This is a genomic window from Amycolatopsis halotolerans (assembly GCF_042647905.1).
Classification (GTDB): domain Bacteria; phylum Actinomycetota; class Actinomycetes; order Mycobacteriales; family Pseudonocardiaceae; genus Amycolatopsis; species Amycolatopsis halotolerans.
Genome location: NZ_JBHRWI010000003.1, coordinates 83,460 through 97,750, shown reverse-complemented (window position 1 = coordinate 97,750; position 14,291 = coordinate 83,460). Strand labels below are relative to the sequence as shown.

Here is a 14,291-nt window from a genome sequence, read left to right as displayed (position 1 = left end):
AGCCGCGCTCCCGGGGGCAGGCAAGCGATTTACGCCTGAAGCGCGCCCGGCCGGACGCGCGCCTGGAACTTCCGCAGCAACGCCGCCGCGACGCTCACCGCGATCACCGCCGGTTCCTTGCCGGTCAGGTCCGGAAGCCCGATCGGTGTCGTGATCCGGGCCAGCGCGGCCTCGTCGTGGCCGAGGGCGGTCAGGCGCTTCCGGAACCGCGACCACTTCCCGGCGGACCCGATCAGCCCGATCGACCCGCACGTCCCGCTGCGCAGAGCCGCGTCGCACAGCGCGATGTCCTCGGCGTGGTCGTGCGTCATGATCAGCACGTGCGTGCCCGCGGGCAGCTCCGACAGCACCGTCTCCGGCAGCAGCGGGACCTGGTGGACGTGCACGCTCGCCACCGCGTCGTCGAGCACAGCCAGCCGTTCGTCGGTCAGCTGCGCCGGTCGGCTGTCGATCAGATGCAGCGAAACCTCGTGCCGGGCGAGCACCCGCGCCAGCTCCAGGCCGACGTGCCCGACCCCGAAGACCGCCACCGCCGGACGCACCGGAAGCGGCTCGAACAACAGCGTCATCGTCCCTCCGCAGCATTGCACTCCGTGCTGGTAAGGAGCCTTGTCGGACAACGAAAGCGTCTGCAGCTCGGGCGCGGTCGCGTTGTCCCGCAACAGTTCCCGGGCTCGCTCGATCGCGACCGCCTCGACGTTGCCGCCCCCGATCGTGCCGTGGGTTTCCGAAGACCCCACCACCATTTTCGCGCCGCCCTCGCGCGGGGTGTGCCCGCGCGAGGACGTCACCGTGACGAGCACGCCCGGCAGCCCCGCGTCCCGCAGGTGCTGCACCGCGCTGAGCCAGTTCACGGCTGGACCACCAGATCCGGTACCTGCGCCGCATCGATCACTGAAGCGGCGGTGACGGCGCGGTCGATCGCCCAGAACACCGCCTCCGGCGTCGCCGGGGAAGCCAGGTCGACGCTGTGCCCGGGCTCGCCGAACGCGGCGACCGCCTGCCGCAGCGCTTCCCGCACCGCGAAGGCCAGCATCAACGGCGGTTCGCCGACCGCCTTCGACCCGTAGACCGCGCCTTCTTCCGCGGCGTCGGTCAGCAGCGTGACGTTGAAGACCTCCGGCATCTCCGACAGGCTCGGCAGCTTGTACGTGCTCGCCGCCTGGGTCGCGAGCCGTCCGCGCGAGGGCCGGTCGGATTCGTCCCAGCGCAGGTCTTCCAGCGTCAGCCAGCCCATGCCCTGCACGAAGCCGCCCTCGATCTGGCCGATGTCGATCAGCGGGGACAGGCTGTCGCCGACGTCGTGCACGATGTCGACCCGCCGCGTCCGGTACGCGCCGGTGAAGTCGTCCACCTCGACCTCGGCCAGCGCCGCGCCGTAGGCGAAATACTTGAACGGGGTGCCGCTCATCGTGGCGGAATCCCAGCTCAGGCCCTCGGTCCGGTAGTACCCGGCGGCCGACAGGTGCACCCGGTCGAAGTAGGCCGCGTGCACGAGTTCGTCCCAGCCGAGTTCCTCGCCGGACGGGGTGCGCGCGGCGCCGCGGACGATCCGGACGTCGCTTTCCGGAACGCCGAGCTTGCCCGCCGCGACGGGGAGAAGCCGGTCTCGGATCTGCTCGCAGGCGTTCTTGACCGCGCCGCCGTTGAGGTCCGCGCCCGAACTCGCCGCGGTGGCCGAGGTGTTCGGCACCTTGTCCGTCCGGGTCGGGGCCAGCCGCACCTTCTCCGGCGGCACGCCCAGCGCGGTCGCGGCCACCTGCAGCATCTTCGTGTGCAGGCCCTGGCCCATTTCGGTGCCGCCGTGGTTGATCAGGACCGAGCCGTCCTTGTACACGTGCACCAGCGCGCCGGCCTGGTTGAACGCGGTGAGGTTGAAGGAGATCCCGAACTTCACCGGCGTGATCGCGAGGCCGCGCTTGGAATGCGGATGCTGCGCGTTGTACGCCGCGATCTCGGCCTGCCGACGCTCGGCGTCGCCCGAGTCGAGGAGCTGCTGCCAGATCCGGTGGATGCGTTCCGGGTGCCGCACCGGCATCCCGTACGGCGTGTCCTGGCCTTCGGAGTAGAAGTTGCGCCGCCGCAGCTCGATCGGGTCGATGCCGAGCATGGGTGCGCAGCGGCCGAGGATATCTTCGATTACCAGCATGCCCTGCGGTCCGCCGAACCCGCGGAACGCGGTCTGCGACGTCTTGTTCGTCTTCGCGATCCGCCCCATCGCGCGGACGTGCGGGATCCAGTACGCGTTGTCGACGTGGCACAGCGCGCGGGCGAGCACCGGTTCGGACAGGTCGAGGCTCCAGCCGCCGTCCGCGGTCAGCACGACGTCCAGCGCCTGAAGCTTGCCGTCGGAGTCGAAGCCGACGCTCCATTCGGCGTGGAACCCGTGCCGTTTCCCGGTCATCGTCATGTCCTGGGTGCGGGTCAGCCGCAGCCGCACCGGACGTCCGGTGAGCGTCGCGCCGAGCGCGGCGACCGCGGCGTAGCCGTGCGGCTGCCATTCCTTGCCGCCGAAGCCGCCGCCCATCCGCAGGCTCTGCACGGTGACCTCGTGGCTGTGCTTGCCCAGCACGTGCGCCACGATGTCCTGCGTTTCCGACGGGTGCTGCGTGCTGCTCTGCACGAAAATCTGGTCGGACTCGTCCACGTGCGCCAGCGCGCACTGGGTTTCCAAGTAGAAGTGCTCCTGGCCGGCGAAGTCGAACTCGCCGCGGAAAACGTGCGCTGAACCGGCCATCGCGGGGTCGACGTCCCCGCGCGCCACCACTCGCGGCTCGCCCTGGAAACTGCCCGCGGCGATCGCCTCGCCGACCGTCACCAGCGACGGCAGCGCTTCGGTGTCCACCTCGACGGCCGCCGCGCCCAGCCGCGCCGCTTCCAGCGTTTCGCCGAGCACCCAGGCCACCGCGTGGCCGAAGAACATCACCTCGGACGGGAACAGCGGTTCGTCGTGGTGCACGCCGGAATCGTTGACCCCAGGGACATCCGCCGCGGTGAGGATCCGGACCACGCCGGGCACGGCCTCGGCTGCCTCGGTGCGGATCGCGAGCACCTTCGCGTGGGCCTCGTTTACCTGTACGGGGTATGCGTGCAGGACGTCTTTGGTGCGGGCGACGAGGTCGTCGGTGTACAGCGCGGTGCCCCGGACGTGCGCCGCGGCGGCTTCGTGCGGCCGGGCGATCCCGATGGACGGGCTTTCCGGACGTTCGGACAAGGCGCTCATGCTCGTGCCCCCTCCAGAGAGTCGGCGTGCAGTTTCAGCAGGCTGCGGCCCAACGTCGCGGCGCGGTAGGCCGCGCTCGCGCGGTGGTCGTCCATCGGCGTGCCCTCGCCGCGCAGGATTTCCGCGGCGGCGCGGACGGTTTCCTCGCTCCAGGACTGCCCGACGAGCGCAGCTTCGGTGTCTTTGGCCCGGATCGGCGTCGCGGCGACCCCGCCGAGCCCGATCTGCGCGGTGCGCACGAGACCGTCTTCGATGTCGAGCGCGAACGCGACGGCGACGCTGGAAATGTCGTCGAACCGCCGTTTGGCGACCTTGTGGAACGCCGTGGTTCCGGCCAGCGGCAAGGGAATCCGGACAGACCTGATCAGCTCGTCGGCCCGCCGGACACTCTGCCGGTAACCGGTGAAGTACTCGCCGAGCGGCACCTCGCGGTCTCCGTCCACAGAGGACAGCACGACGCTCGCGCCGAGAGCGAGCAGGACCGGGGCGGAGTCGCCGATCGGTGAGCCAGTGCCGAGGTTTCCGCCGAGTGTCGCGGCATTCCGGATCAATCGCGACGCGAACTGCGGGATCAGCTGGCTCAGCAGCGGCACCCTTCCGTCGAGGCGGCGGTCCATTTCGGTGAGGCTCAGCCCGGCCCCGATTTCGATCGTCTCCGCGCCGATGTCCAGCAGTTGCAGCTCAGGCACGCGATCGATGGCGACGACACAGTCCGCCCGGACGCCGCGGATGTTCACCTCGACGCCCCAGTCCGTCGATCCGGCCACGAAGGTCGCGTTAGGACGGTCGTGGCGCAGCTGCAGCGCTTCGGTCCAGCTGGCCGGTCGGAGGTAGTCCCGTCCGTCGTCATGCAGTTGTGTCGCAACGGGTTCCGGCGCACCGCAGGCCCGTCGCTGTGCCAGCGGATCCGATGCAGGGGGAGCGCCGAGCGCGTGCGCGGCGTCGCGGATCGGCCGGTATCCGGTGCAGCGGCAGAGGTTTCCGCTCAGCGCGTGGATGTCGAAGCCGTTCGGCGCGTGGTCGTCGCCGGTCGCGTCGCGGTCGCCGCGGTAGTACTCGGCGGCCATGCTGCAGACGAAGCCGGGAGTGCAGTAACCGCACTGGGATCCGCCGCGCACGGCCATTTCGTGCTGCACCGGGTGCAAGTCCTCGGCGGAGCCGAGACCCTCGGCCGTCCACACCTCCTGCCCGTCCAGCGAGCCGACCGGGGCGAGGCACGCGTTGATCGCGACCAGGTCCGTCGGGGATTCGACGCCGGGGCGCGCGACCAGGATCGCGCACGCGCCGCATTCGCCTTCGGCGCAGCCCTCCTTGCAGCTGGTCAGGCCCTGTCCGCGGAGCCAGTCCAGTGCCGTGGTGTGCACGGGAACGGCGCCGATCGCGGTGCGTTTCCCGTTGACGGTCACCTCGGGGTCGACCATCGGAGTTCCTCTCGTCTTTTCTCGGCTGGGTCCACGGCCGCCGACGCGCCGCAGCGGCGCGGGTCAGGGGACCGTGGGGAGGTTCGCGGCACTGGGACTCGGGCCCGTGCGCGAGCGCGTGCCGAGCGGGGAGACCGCTCAGCGGCGCGTTGGCCAGCCGTGCGCGACGCGCCCCTTGTTCCAAGCGGACTGGCGCGTGCGCTGACGGAGGTCGGCGAGCTGACCGGAGGTCAGAAGCATCGCGCACCTCCTCGAGAGCGAACGGAACGGGCGGTGCGGGCGCACCACCGTCGACGAAGCGTAACGCCGGGCACAGCGCGAGACAAGGGTGGGCGTCGCCCGAAAGGAGACCCAGGACACACTTCCAAATACCCCCAGGGGGTATAAGGTTCGTCCCGTCGCCAGCGAACGAAGGAGAAACCGATGAACGTCAACGGCACCGCACTTTCGACCGGCGAGGTCCAGTTCGGCGTGGTGCACGCCCCGGCAACGGCGGGGGAGGGCGGCGAGCTTTCGTTCACCGTCGCCGCCGCCGACGGGCAGCCGGTAACCAAGTACGAAGAGGCGCACGGCAAGCAGTTGCACCTGATCGTGGTTCGCAACGACGGCGCGTATTTCCGGCACCGCCATCCGGTGCTGGACCCGGAAACCGGCGTCTGGACGATCCCGTGGACTTGGGAAGCGGCAGGCACTTACCGCGTCTTCACCGACCTGACTCCGGCGGGTGGCGAGAGCGTCACGCTGTCGCGGACGGTCGAGGTCGCGGGTGACTACCAGCCGCAGGCCGCGGAACCGGTCGCTACCAGCGTCGTCGACGGCTACGAAGTAGCTCTCGAAGGCACGCTCACGGCCGGTGCCGGAACGCTGCTGACCGCCCGCGTGACCCGCGACGGACGGCCGGTCACCGACCTGGAGCCGTATCTGGGTTCGTTCGGCCACTTGGTCGCGCTGCGCCAGGGCGACCTCGCCTACCTGCACATCCACGCGCTCGACGACGGGAAGCCCGGACCGGAGATCCGCTTCCACGCCGAGGCTCCGACGGCCGGCCGGTACCTGCTGTACCTGGACTTCCAGGCCGAGGGCGTCGTGCGCACCGCCGCCTTCGTTCTCGACGCCGCCTGAGCAGCCGCCCGCATGCCGTGCTGCCGTTCCCCTTGAAGAGAAAGCGAAAAACGATGACCACCGCACAAGAAACCCGGCCGAACACGCTCCGCTGGCGGGCGCTCGGACTGATCGCCCTGGCCCAGTTCATGGTGATCATGGACACCTCGATCATCGGCGTCGCGCTGCCGCGCATGCGGGACGCGCTCGGATTCACGCCCAGCACGTTGTCCTGGGTCTTCAACGCCTACGTGATCGCCTTCGGCGGCCTGCTGCTGCTCGGCGGGCGACTCTCGGATTTGTTCGGCGCCAGAAAGCTTTTCGCCGCCGGATGGGCGATCCTCCTGGCCGGTTCGGTGCTCGCCGGAGCCGCCGGGAACGTGCCGGTCGAACTCGCCGGCCGGATCGTGCAGGGCGCGGGAGCCGCGCTCATCGCCCCGTCCGCGCTGACGCTGCTGATGATGCTCTTCGGCAGCAACCCGAAGGAACTCACGAAAGCCCTTGCGCTGTACGGCGCGGCGGCACCGGCCGGCGGTACCGCTGGAGTGTTCCTCGGCGGGGTGATCACGGAGTACCTGTCGTGGCCGTGGGTGTTCTACCTCAACGTGCCGATCGCCGTGCTCGCACTGTTCGCCACCCGCGCCGTCCTGCCCGGGGGAGCGACCGGAACCCGTGGCACGGTTGACATCATCGGCGCGCTGACTGTCACGCTTGGCCTCGGAACGCTGGTGTACGGCATCGTCCGCGCTCCGGAAGCGGGCTGGGCGGCCGCGGAAACCTGGATCGCGCTCGGCGCCGGTCTCGTGCTGCTGGCCGGTTTCGTGGTCCGGCAGGCGAAAGCCCGCACCCCGCTGATGCGGCTGTCGATCTTCCGTGCCCCGCGCCTCGGCGCGGCGAACCTGGCGCAGGTTTTCCTTGGCGCGGCGTGGATTCCGATGTGGTTCTTCCTGAACCTCTACCTGCAGCAGGTGCTCGGCTTCCGCGCCTTCCCGGCGGGTGCGGCGCTGCTGCCGATGACGGCGCTGATCATGCTGGGCATGATCGCCTTGGCCCCGCGAGTGATCGGCCGCTTCGGACCGAAGCTGCCGATCGTCGCCGGACTGCTGGTGCTGGCGGCCGGGCTGGGCTGGCTCGCGCTGGTGCGGGTGGACGGCAGCTTCTGGGTGGACGTCCTGCCCGCGTCGCTCGTCGCGGCGCTGGGAATGTCGCTGGCGTTCATCCCGTCGCTCAGCACGGCGATTTCCGCGGCCCGGCCGGAAGAAGGCGGGCTCGCGTCGGGGATCGTGAACACCGGCTACCAGGTGGGCTCGGCACTGGGGCTGGCCGTGATGACCGCGCTGGCGGCTGCCTCTGGTGCGGGCGCGCTCGGCGACCCGGCAGCGTTGACGAACGGCTACTCGGTCGCCTTCATCGGTTCGGCCGTGATCGCCCTCGCCGGTGCTGCCCTGGCGGCTCTGACCTTCCGCCGCCAGTAAGTACGTGAGGGGAACCCTGAGGGAATCTGATTCCCTCAGGGTTCCCCTCACGTCACGCTTTCGACTCGGCGGGCTTCCAGATGCGGCCGTGGAGGCCGACGAACAACAGGACGAACGCGACAGTCAGCAGGATGTGCCCCAGCCCGGCGATCCCGGCGATCGCCGCGCCGGATTCCTTGCCCAGCACGGTGAGCGTGCCGTGCGCGACCATCCCGCCGACCGTGACGAGCATCCCGGCGTGGTAAATCCAGAAGAACGGCGCGAACGACCTCGTCGCCGACAGCGTGAACACCTTGTCCAGGACCAGCACGATCAGGAACACGAGCGTCCCGAGCGCGAGCAGATGGGTGTGCACAATGGACAGCTGGGTGTCGCCGGTGAAGTTCTCCGCCTTGGTCAGCTCGCGGTAGTACAGCCCGCCGAGCAGGCCGAGGATCGTGTAGATCGCGGCGGCCCAGTAGATCTTCTTCGTCATCGGTTCTCCTCGGCTCCGGCCCGGGCCGGCTGGTGGATCCGTCCGTCGACGACCTCGTGCACCGAGTCGACCCCTTCGAGGTGGGAGCGGTCGTGGGTGACCAGTACGGTTGCCGTCGCCTGTTGGTGCGTGATCGTAGTGAGCAGATCGACGACCGCCGCGCCGCGGTCCTGGTCCAGCGCGCTCGTCGGCTCGTCGACCAGCAGCACCGCGGGCTCGTTCATCAAGGCGCGCGCGATGTTCACCCGCTGCTGCTGCCCGCCGGAAAGCCGACCCGGCCGGTGCGTCGCACGATCGGCGAGCCCGACGGCGTCGAGCAGCTCCTTCGCGCGTTTCGCCGCCTCGCCGCGCGGTGTTCCGCTCAGGTGCGCCATGACTTCCAGCTGTTCCATCGCGGTGAGCGACGCGAGCAGATTCGGTTGCTGGAACACGATCCCGATCTTGGTGCGGCGCAGCTCCGCGAGCGCGGCCCGGTCCAGTTCGGTGGTGTCGACACCGCCGACGACCACGCGTCCGCGATCGGGCCGGATGAGCGTCGCGGCGACGGCCAGCAGGCTCGATTTGCCGGACCCGGACGGCCCGACCACCGCCGCGACGCTCCCGGCCGGCACGTGGAGGCCGACCTGGTCGAGGGCGGTGAGGCGGGAATCGCCGTCGGGGTAGATGAGGGTGATGCCGGACAGGTGCAGGCTCATCAGTGCGCTCCGGAGGTGAGGGCGGTCAGCGGGTCGACGGACGTGATGCGGCGGACCGCCAGCGCGGCGCCGAGCACGCCGAGGACCACCAGCACCGCGGCCGGGCCGAGCAACGTGCCCGCGCTGAGCACGAACGGCACCGTTCCCGACGCGACCGCTCCGAGCGCGGCGGCGAGTCCGGTCCCGAGCGCCGTTCCGCCGACCAGCAGCACGACCACTTGGCCGAGCGCGTCGCGGAGCAGGTACTTCGTGGTCGCGCCGAGCGCTTTCAGCACCGCGATGTCGCGGCTGCGCTGGATCGTCCACACGGTGAAGAACGCGCCGATCACCAGCGCGGAGATCACGAACAGGAAGCCGCGCATCAGCTGGAGCGAGCCGTTTTCGGCCGAGTACGAACCGATCGCGGACAGCGCGTCGTCCTTCGTGACGGTGCGGGTGCCGAGGCGTGCGTCCGCTGCGGCGAGGTCGGTGGATTTGTCGGTGGTCACCGCGAGCACTGTCGCGTTTGGACCGGAGAAGTGCGTCCACACGACCGGGAGATGGCTGTACGACGCGTCTCCGTTGATGGCGGTCACGGTGACTTTCTGGCCTTGCAGGGTGAGCTGGTCGCCTTCGCGGGCCTTCAACGCGTCCGCCGCACCCGTGGACAACACGGCTGTACCGGGGCTCGAGTTCCGGACCCCGAACGCCGCCAACGTCGCGGTGCGCTCGCCGACCGCCGCGCTGGCTGTGCTGATCGCGATCGGTTCCGCGCTGGTCACTCCCGGAACACGGGCGTACTGGTCGGCCTGCTCTCGGGTCACTGTGGACTGTCCAAACGAGAGCGACCCGGTGCCGGGTTCGGCGAAGACGAGGTGGTCGGCCTTCAACCCGGTGATCGCGGACGTGCTCTGCGCGGCCAGCCCCGCGGTGAGCCCGGACAGCAGCCCGACCAGCAACGTCATCAGCACGACGACGGTCCCCATCAACGCGAACCGCCCTTTGGCGAAGCGCAGATCCCGCCACGCGACGAACATGTGCGTACCTTCCTTCTCGGTGTGCCTTCCAGCCTCGTCCGGCCGGCGCGCGGGGACATCGCGCCGCGGATGGCCTCCCGGGAATCGATGGACGCACCCGCCGCTCAACCTTTCGATTGATGCGGATTCCCGGCGGAGCACGGACAATTGACCGCAGGAGGCTTTTTGGTGAACCCGCACACCCTCGACCGGCCGTTGCGCGTGCTGCGCGTCTGCCTGCACCTCCTGCTGGCCGGGCTGCTGGTGCTCGCCGTCGCGCGCGCGTTCGCCGACGGCCTGCCGCACGCGCCCGCGGTGCTCGCGGGCGCGCTGGTGATGGGCGGCGTCTACACCGCGGGCCCGCTGCTGCCGCGCGTCGGCCGGTTGCCGGTCGCGACTGCCGGATGGCTGGCTGTCCTGGGCGTCGCGTGGCTCGTCCTGCTGTGGCTCACTCCGGACGGGGTGTGGCTGGCTTTCCCGCTGTACTTCCTGCAAATGCACCTGCTGCCGACCCGCTGGGGCCCGGCCGTCGTCGCGCTCACCACCGTCCTGGCGATCGCCGGTTTCACGCGCCACCAAGGCGGATTCAGCGTCGGCGTGATCATCGGCCCGGCCCTCGGCGCCGCGGTCGCGATCGCCACCGTGCTCGGCTACCAGGCGCTCTACCGCGAAAGCGAACAGCGGCGGCACCTCATCGAGGAGTTGCGCGAGACCCGCAACGACCTCGCCGCGATGGAACACTCGGCTGGCGTCCTGGCCGAACGCGAACGCTTGGCTCGGGAAATCCACGACACGCTCGCGCAAGGCCTCTCGAGCATCCACCTGCTGCTGCGCGCCGCCGAACGCGCGCTGCCAGACCGTCCCGACGCCGCCGTCCCGCATGTGACGCAGGCCCGGCAAGCCGCCCAAGACAACCTCACCGAAGCCCGCCGCCTCGTCTATGCCTTGGCCCCGGTGGAGCTGGAAGGCACCTCCTTGCCCGCCGCCCTGGAACGGCTCTGCGCGACCACGGCGCAGCGTTCCGGCCTGACCGTCCACTTTCACCTCAGCGGCACCCCGTTCGACGTGCCGACCGCGTACGAGGTCGCCTTGCTGCGCATCGCCCAGTCCGCTCTGGCCAACACCGTCCGGCACGCCGCGGCCGGCCGGTCGGAGCTGACCTTGAGCTACATGGACACGAGCGTCACCCTGGACGCCGTGGACGACGGCATCGGCTTCGACCCGCAAGAAGTGCGCAGCGGCAGCGGCTTCGGCCTGCCCGCGATGCGCGCCCGCGCCCGGTCCCTCGGCGGCTCGTGGACAGTGGAATCGTCGCCAGGCAACGGCACCGCTTTGGCCGTCAGCTTCCCCGTGGACCCGCGATGATCCGCCTTCTCCTGGCCGACGACCACCCAGTGGTCCGCGCCGGTTTGCGCGCCGTCCTGGAGACCGAGCCGGACTTGGAAGTGGTCGCCGAAGCCTCCTCCGCCGAGGAAGCCGTGCGCTTGGCGGCCGAGGTGGACGTCGTGCTGATGGACCTGCAATTCGGCTCCGGAATGCACGGCTCCGAAGCGACTGCGGCGATCACTGCTTCGGCGGACGCGCCGAAAGTCCTGGTCCTGACGACGTACGACACCGACGGCGACATCCTGGCCGCCATCGAAGCCGGTGCGACCGGGTATCTGCTGAAGGACGCCCCACCGGAGGACCTCGCCGCCGCGGTGCGGAACGCGGCCACTGGACAGACCGTCCTGGCCCCGGCGGTCGCGCATCGCTTGATGAACCGCATGCGCACCCCGGCGGCCGCCTTGTCGCCGCGGGAGATCGAGGTGCTCGGTCTGGTCGCGGATGGATTGTCGAATCTGGAGATCAGCAAACGGCTGTTTTTGAGCCAGGCGACGGTGAAATCGCATCTGGTGCACATTTACACGAAGCTCGGGGTGGATTCCCGGACCGCGGCGGTGGCGGCGGGGAAGGAACAGGGGCTGATCCGCCGCTGACGGTTCGCGGCCGGGGTTCGGCGGCGTCTGCGGAGTTGCCGTCTCAGGTCCGTGAGGGGAACCCTGAGGGAATCAGGGTCCGTGAGGGTTCCCCTCACGGACGTGAGCAAGCGGTGATGAGGGTATAAGCCCTGGCTCCCGGACCCGCTGGCCACTTCGTGCTCGGCGGAATTCCCGCACCGCATCCAGGTGACGGGAGTAGTCCGGGCCGCCGGACCGCGCCACAATACCCAAGGCCCACCGGGGAGGAGGCGTGCCGATGACCCTGTTCGCGATGGCCGTAGTCCTCCTCGCCGGACTGGCCGGACCGCTCCTGGCCACCCCGAAACGCGCTCGCATCCCGATCGTTGTCGGGGAAATCCTGCTCGGCGTGGCAGTCGGCCGGACGGGGCTCGGCTGGGTGAAGGCCGACGACCCGATCCTCTCGTACGTAGCCTCCGCCGGGTTCGCGCTGGTGATGCTGGTCGCGGGCAGTCACGTGCCGTTGCGGGACGCGGCGTTGCGGGTCGCGGCGGGGCGGGGGACGTTGCTGTCCGCGTTGGTCGGCGTGTTGTCCGTGCCGGCCGGGTTCGGGGTGGCGGCGCTCGTCGGCACCGGGCACGGGCTGCTGTATGCCGTGCTCCTCGCGTCCAGTTCCGCGGCGCTCGTGATGCCGGTGCTGGACGAAACGAAGCTCGCGACACCGCCCGCGCTGGCGTTGATCGTGCAGGTCGCGATCGCGGACACGGCGTGCATCGTGGCGCTTCCGCTGGCAGCCGCGCCGCAGAAGGCCGGGCGGGCGGCGCTGGGGGCGCTCGCGGTCATCGCGGCCGGGGCCGTCTGGTTCGTGGTGCTGCGCTGGCTGCATGCCCGCGGCCTCGTCGACAAAGCGCACGATCTCAGCAAGTCCCGGCACTTCGGCCTCGAACTCCGGATCGCGTTGATTGTCCTTTTCGGACTCGCGGGGCTGGCTCAGCTGGTCGGGGTGTCGGTGATGCTGGCGGGGTTCGTCGCGGGGCTCGCGCTGGCCGCGGTGGGGGAGCCGCGCCGGCTCGCGCGGCAGCTGTTCGCGGTGACCGACGGGTTTCTCGGGCCGGTGTTCTTCGTGTGGCTGGGCGCTTCGCTCGATTTGCGCGCGCTCGGCCAGCATCCGGTGATGCTCGTGCTGGCGGCGCTGATCGCGGCCGGTTCGGTCGTGGTCCACGGTGCGACGCGGCTGCTGGGACAACCGTTGCCGCTGGCGGTGCTCGCGGGCGCGCAGCTGGGAGTGCCGGTCGCGGCGGTCACGATCGGCACCCGCGAACAATTGCTCGCTCCGGGCGAGGGCGGGGCGATTCTCGCCGCGGCGCTCATCAGCGTCGCGGTGACCGCTTGGGCCGCGTCCCGTGCGGTCAAAGATCGAACCGACGAATCGAGGGAGGCGTCATGAAGGAACACTGGAAAGACGAACCGGACGATCACGATTATCCGGCAGCATTCGACTATCTCACCCTGATCACGTCCGAGGAGGTCGCGACGAAGCTGGTCGATCAGCTGAAGGAAGCGGAACTGACCCACCGCAAGGCGAAGGACATCCTGCGGGCGAGCAGGCTGAAGCTCCTGCCCGAGGACAACGCGCACGTCGCCAAGGACCTCGACAAGGTCAAGGACGGCAAGGCGCTCTCGCCGATCCTGCTCGTCCGCGGGCACGGCCACCCCGGTTTCGCGACCGCTGAGGACCTGGTCATCGCGGACGGTTACCACCGCGTGTGCGCTTCGTATCACCTCGACGAAAATGCCGACATTCCGTGCAAATTGATTTAAACCCCGGCCTGGATTCCGAAATGATTGCGAAGGCCCGCCGCTCGTAACGCCTGCTCCCGGCTGTCGATCTTTCGATGCGAGATCGACGAGACAGGCGGAGCGAGTGGACGACCACAACATCGAGAGCCACCCGGACCTGATGGATCCGGAGTGGCAGCGGCATGCCGAGAAAGAAGCCTGGACCGGCCTGCGCCGCAACCGGCGACGGGCGCGGCGGCGCAGGCTGGTGACCATCGTGGCCGCGGTGGTGATCGTCGTGGCGGCGGCCGGGTTCTACCTGTGGAAGCAGGGGACGCGCCCGGAGGAGATCGCCGGGAGCGGCCCGGCCGTGCTCACGCCGACCACCACCGCACCCGCGCCGACCGACCTTCCCGACTCCGGGCACGTCGACCTGAAGCGGCCGTTCGACAACACCCCGGCGCAGAACTGGCCCGAGGGCATCGCCGGGCTGACCGTCCCGGCCCCGGCGAAAGTCGGCTCGTTCTCGGAGAAGCAGGTCGGCGACGCGCAGGAACAGGTCAAGCACGCGGTCGAGGTCGCGCAGTTCGACAAGGACGTCCTGGAGGGGCACCACCCGGACGGCTACATCGGGCTGTTCGCGCCGGACTCCCGGGCGGACCTCCACACCAACCCGCAGGAATACCTGACCTACATCGAGGACGGCTACCACCTCCTGCCCGTGCAGCCGAGGATGACGGGGAAGATGACGGTGCGGCCGGGCAAAGCCGGGGAGCTGTACCTGCACGTCTCGTACGTGGTGGCTTACGCCTTCGACCCCGGCAGCCACGTGATCGAGGGCCCGGCCGACCTGGAGCCGTTCGTGCGGACCGACGACGACTACGTCATGCGCAGCGGCACGGGCTGGGGGCCCGGGAGCCGCGGCCTGTGGCTGGGCGAGGGCGGCGAGTACACCACCGCCGCCTCGTGCGACGCCGCCAAGAAGCGCCTGCTCGCCCCCGCGTTCGCCGATCCGTACTTCACCGGTCCCTCGTTGACTCCGGAGCCTGGGCGGTTCGATCCGAGCAAACCCGTTCCGACGAAGGGAAACTGCGAAGAGTGACGGGTCCCGGAACCGATCGGGGATTCTCCTGACAGCCGCCGGAGCCCGGACCGGTACCATCACTCCCGATGATCACGAATGTGTC

13 protein-coding genes are annotated in these 14,291 nt (G+C 69.9%); 7 read left to right on the top strand and 6 right to left on the bottom strand.

What is annotated here, in order from left to right; genetic code table 11:
* Positions 1 to 29: 29 nt before the first annotated feature.
* The 3 genes from xdhC to ACFORO_RS01840 are packed head-to-tail and all read right to left on the bottom strand — an operon-like array spanning position 30 to position 4,644.
* Positions 30 to 854, bottom strand: a complete 825-nt coding sequence (xdhC, locus tag ACFORO_RS01850; RefSeq protein ID WP_377868906.1) for a xanthine dehydrogenase accessory protein XdhC — start codon at positions 852 to 854, stop codon at positions 30 to 32.
* Positions 851 to 3,223: a xanthine dehydrogenase molybdopterin binding subunit gene (gene xdhB / locus ACFORO_RS01845; RefSeq protein WP_377868907.1), complete on the bottom strand. Its 2,373-nt coding sequence runs from the start codon at positions 3,221 to 3,223 to the stop codon at positions 851 to 853. The genes xdhC and xdhB overlap by 4 nt, the downstream gene beginning before the upstream one ends.
* Positions 3,220 to 4,644, bottom strand: coding sequence for a xanthine dehydrogenase small subunit (locus tag ACFORO_RS01840; protein WP_377868908.1), 1,425 nt, complete (start codon positions 4,642 to 4,644; stop codon positions 3,220 to 3,222). Before ACFORO_RS01840 ends, xdhB begins: the two co-directional genes overlap by 4 nt.
* A 423-nt stretch (positions 4,645 to 5,067) precedes the next feature.
* On the opposite strand from ACFORO_RS01840, the gene ACFORO_RS01835 reads away from it, so the two are divergent.
* Positions 5,068 to 5,766 (top strand): hypothetical protein, encoded by a 699-nt coding sequence (locus tag ACFORO_RS01835; protein WP_377868909.1) that lies wholly within the window; start codon positions 5,068 to 5,070, stop codon positions 5,764 to 5,766.
* Between the two features lie 53 nt (positions 5,767 to 5,819).
* Positions 5,820 to 7,220 carry an MFS transporter gene (locus tag ACFORO_RS01830; RefSeq protein WP_377868910.1) on the top strand — a complete coding sequence of 467 codons (1,401 nt, stop codon included), beginning with the start codon at positions 5,820 to 5,822 and terminating at the stop codon, positions 7,218 to 7,220.
* 52 nt (positions 7,221 to 7,272) lie between these two features.
* Here ACFORO_RS01830 and ACFORO_RS01825 read toward each other — a convergent pair whose 3' ends face one another.
* The 3 genes from ACFORO_RS01825 to ACFORO_RS01815 are packed head-to-tail and all read right to left on the bottom strand — an operon-like array spanning position 7,273 to position 9,406.
* Positions 7,273 to 7,695: a DUF2871 domain-containing protein gene (locus ACFORO_RS01825; RefSeq protein WP_377868911.1), complete on the bottom strand. Its 423-nt coding sequence runs from the start codon at positions 7,693 to 7,695 to the stop codon at positions 7,273 to 7,275.
* Entirely contained in the window at positions 7,692 to 8,390 is a 699-nt protein-coding gene (locus ACFORO_RS01820; protein WP_377868912.1) for an ABC transporter ATP-binding protein, read from the bottom strand. Before ACFORO_RS01820 ends, ACFORO_RS01825 begins: the two co-directional genes overlap by 4 nt.
* On the bottom strand, positions 8,390 to 9,406 hold the full coding sequence (locus ACFORO_RS01815) for an ABC transporter permease (RefSeq protein WP_377868913.1): 1,017 nt from the start codon (positions 9,404 to 9,406) through the stop codon (positions 8,390 to 8,392). The genes ACFORO_RS01820 and ACFORO_RS01815 overlap by 1 nt, the downstream gene beginning before the upstream one ends.
* Positions 9,407 to 9,574: 168 nt before the next feature.
* Here ACFORO_RS01815 and ACFORO_RS01810 point away from each other — a divergent pair, with 168 nt between their 5' ends.
* From ACFORO_RS01810 to ACFORO_RS01790, 5 genes are all read left to right on the top strand, one after another.
* Positions 9,575 to 10,750, top strand: coding sequence for a sensor histidine kinase (locus ACFORO_RS01810; protein ID WP_377868914.1), 1,176 nt, complete (start codon positions 9,575 to 9,577; stop codon positions 10,748 to 10,750).
* Entirely contained in the window at positions 10,747 to 11,364 is a 618-nt protein-coding gene (locus ACFORO_RS01805) for a response regulator (protein ID WP_377868915.1), read from the top strand. The genes ACFORO_RS01810 and ACFORO_RS01805 overlap by 4 nt, the downstream gene beginning before the upstream one ends.
* A 259-nt stretch (positions 11,365 to 11,623) precedes the next feature.
* Complete coding sequence (locus ACFORO_RS01800; protein ID WP_377868916.1) at positions 11,624 to 12,772, top strand: cation:proton antiporter; 1,149 nt, start codon at positions 11,624 to 11,626, stop codon at positions 12,770 to 12,772.
* Positions 12,769 to 13,146: a hypothetical protein gene (locus tag ACFORO_RS01795; RefSeq protein WP_377868917.1), complete on the top strand. Its 378-nt coding sequence runs from the start codon at positions 12,769 to 12,771 to the stop codon at positions 13,144 to 13,146. Before ACFORO_RS01800 ends, ACFORO_RS01795 begins: the two co-directional genes overlap by 4 nt.
* A gap of 103 nt (positions 13,147 to 13,249) precedes the next feature.
* Positions 13,250 to 14,206, top strand: a complete 957-nt coding sequence (locus ACFORO_RS01790) for a hypothetical protein (protein ID WP_377868918.1) — start codon at positions 13,250 to 13,252, stop codon at positions 14,204 to 14,206.
* Positions 14,207 to 14,291: the final 85 nt, after the last annotated feature.

Excerpts from the sequence above, each read along its gene's own strand:
- xdhB (WP_377868907.1), bottom strand. The coding sequence starts at position 3,223 with ATGAGCGCCTTGTCCGAACGTCCGGAAAGCCCGTCCATCGGGATCGCC.
- ACFORO_RS01840 (WP_377868908.1), bottom strand. The coding sequence starts at position 4,644 with ATGGTCGACCCCGAGGTGACCGTCAACGGGAAACGCACCGCGATCGGC.
- ACFORO_RS01835 (WP_377868909.1), top strand. The coding sequence starts at position 5,068 with ATGAACGTCAACGGCACCGCACTTTCGACCGGCGAGGTCCAGTTCGGC.
- ACFORO_RS01830 (WP_377868910.1), top strand. The coding sequence starts at position 5,820 with ATGACCACCGCACAAGAAACCCGGCCGAACACGCTCCGCTGGCGGGCG.
- ACFORO_RS01825 (WP_377868911.1), bottom strand. The coding sequence starts at position 7,695 with ATGACGAAGAAGATCTACTGGGCCGCCGCGATCTACACGATCCTCGGC.
- ACFORO_RS01820 (WP_377868912.1), bottom strand. The coding sequence starts at position 8,390 with ATGAGCCTGCACCTGTCCGGCATCACCCTCATCTACCCCGACGGCGAT.
- ACFORO_RS01815 (WP_377868913.1), bottom strand. The coding sequence starts at position 9,406 with ATGTTCGTCGCGTGGCGGGATCTGCGCTTCGCCAAAGGGCGGTTCGCG.
- ACFORO_RS01805 (WP_377868915.1), top strand. The coding sequence starts at position 10,747 with ATGATCCGCCTTCTCCTGGCCGACGACCACCCAGTGGTCCGCGCCGGT.
- ACFORO_RS01800 (WP_377868916.1), top strand. The coding sequence starts at position 11,624 with ATGACCCTGTTCGCGATGGCCGTAGTCCTCCTCGCCGGACTGGCCGGA.
- ACFORO_RS01795 (WP_377868917.1), top strand. The coding sequence starts at position 12,769 with ATGAAGGAACACTGGAAAGACGAACCGGACGATCACGATTATCCGGCA.